Source organism: Bradyrhizobium sp. 31Argb (genome assembly GCF_043638955.1).
In the GTDB taxonomy this organism is placed as follows: Bacteria; Pseudomonadota; Alphaproteobacteria; order Rhizobiales; family Xanthobacteraceae; genus Bradyrhizobium.
Genome location: NZ_JBEGDB010000636.1, coordinates 1 through 969 on the forward strand (window position 1 = coordinate 1; position 969 = coordinate 969).

The 969-nt window shown below is 58.3% G+C and carries 2 protein-coding genes; one reads left to right on the forward strand and one right to left on the reverse strand.

The window, feature by feature from the left end; all coding sequences use genetic code 11:
* Positions 1 to 225: 225 nt before the first annotated feature.
* A complete protein-coding gene (locus tag AAFX91_RS41985) occupies positions 226 to 615 on the forward strand; it encodes an IS5 family transposase (protein ID WP_283813490.1) in 390 nt (129 codons plus the stop codon).
* A gap of 7 nt (positions 616 to 622) precedes the next feature.
* Here AAFX91_RS41985 and AAFX91_RS41990 read toward each other — a convergent pair whose 3' ends face one another.
* Positions 623 to 901 carry a hypothetical protein gene (locus tag AAFX91_RS41990; RefSeq protein WP_394570388.1) on the reverse strand — a complete coding sequence of 93 codons (279 nt, stop codon included), beginning with the start codon at positions 899 to 901 and terminating at the stop codon, positions 623 to 625.
* Positions 902 to 969: the final 68 nt, after the last annotated feature.

Genomic DNA, 969 nt, shown 5'->3' on the forward strand with positions numbered 1-969 from the left:
CGCCAATACTGGATGCCGATCCGCTACGCACGCGCCCGCTGATCACTGCGGACGTGGGAGCTCTTACCGCTTACCCTGCACTGGGACTATTTGCGACCGCAGGATTGCGCCAATCCGTACCAGAGTCCATTGGCCGGGGCGTGCCGCCTAGCTGCTTGCCAGCAATGTCCGAGAAGAGCCACAAGCGGATTTATGCACCGCAGCTAACATCGCGGTCGTTCGACAATGGCATCAGCGACTTTGCGGGCTGCGTGCGCTCATTCGCTGAGCGCCGGTGAGGCCCATGACGTTCGACTTGCCGGAAAACTGCTGTCTCGTCCGAAATCCGGGTCAATGCTGCTTGCCGACCGCGGCTATGACGCCGACTGGATCAGGGAGCTTGCCGTGAAGAAGGGCGCGTGGGCCAACATCCCGCCGAAAAGCAACCGCAACGATCCAATCTGCTTCAGCCCTTATCTCTACTGCGCTCGCAGCCGGGTCGAACGGTTCTTCAACAGGATCAAACAATTTCGTCGCGTGGCGACGCGCTACGACAGGCTTGCCGCCAACTACCTTGCCTTCGTTCAACTCGCGTCAATCGGGCTATGGCTGCGTCTTAATGAGCCCACGTCCTAATGTCGGTTCACGCCGGCGGGCTTTTCTTGCTTTCAGAACCATATCCGCGCTCATCAAGGTAGGCGCGCAGGATCTTGCGGATCGCTTCCGTCCGCGTCAGGCTTAAGCCTTGGCTGCGCTGATCGGATATGAAGGCGTCGAGATCAACGTCTCGAACATCGAACAGCATCCCCTCCAGATGATGCACGCCGGCCTGGAGCCGTTTTGATATTTGGACCAAGCCCTCCTCACTGAGCGTTAAATCTTCGTCCTTGGCCGTCGCAAATCGAATGTATCTGGCTAGCATTACAGTTGTCTTTTTGTTTTGAAGTGCGCGCGCTGGGCGGCGGCCTGGTGAGCTCTACGCCAAAGTGA

Bases quoted from the DNA above. Each gene is read 5' to 3' on its own strand.
- AAFX91_RS41990 (WP_394570388.1), bottom strand. From the start codon at position 901: ATGCTAGCCAGATACATTCGATTTGCGACGGCCAAGGACGAAGATTTA.
- AAFX91_RS41985 (WP_283813490.1), top strand. From the start codon at position 226: ATGGCATCAGCGACTTTGCGGGCTGCGTGCGCTCATTCGCTGAGCGCC.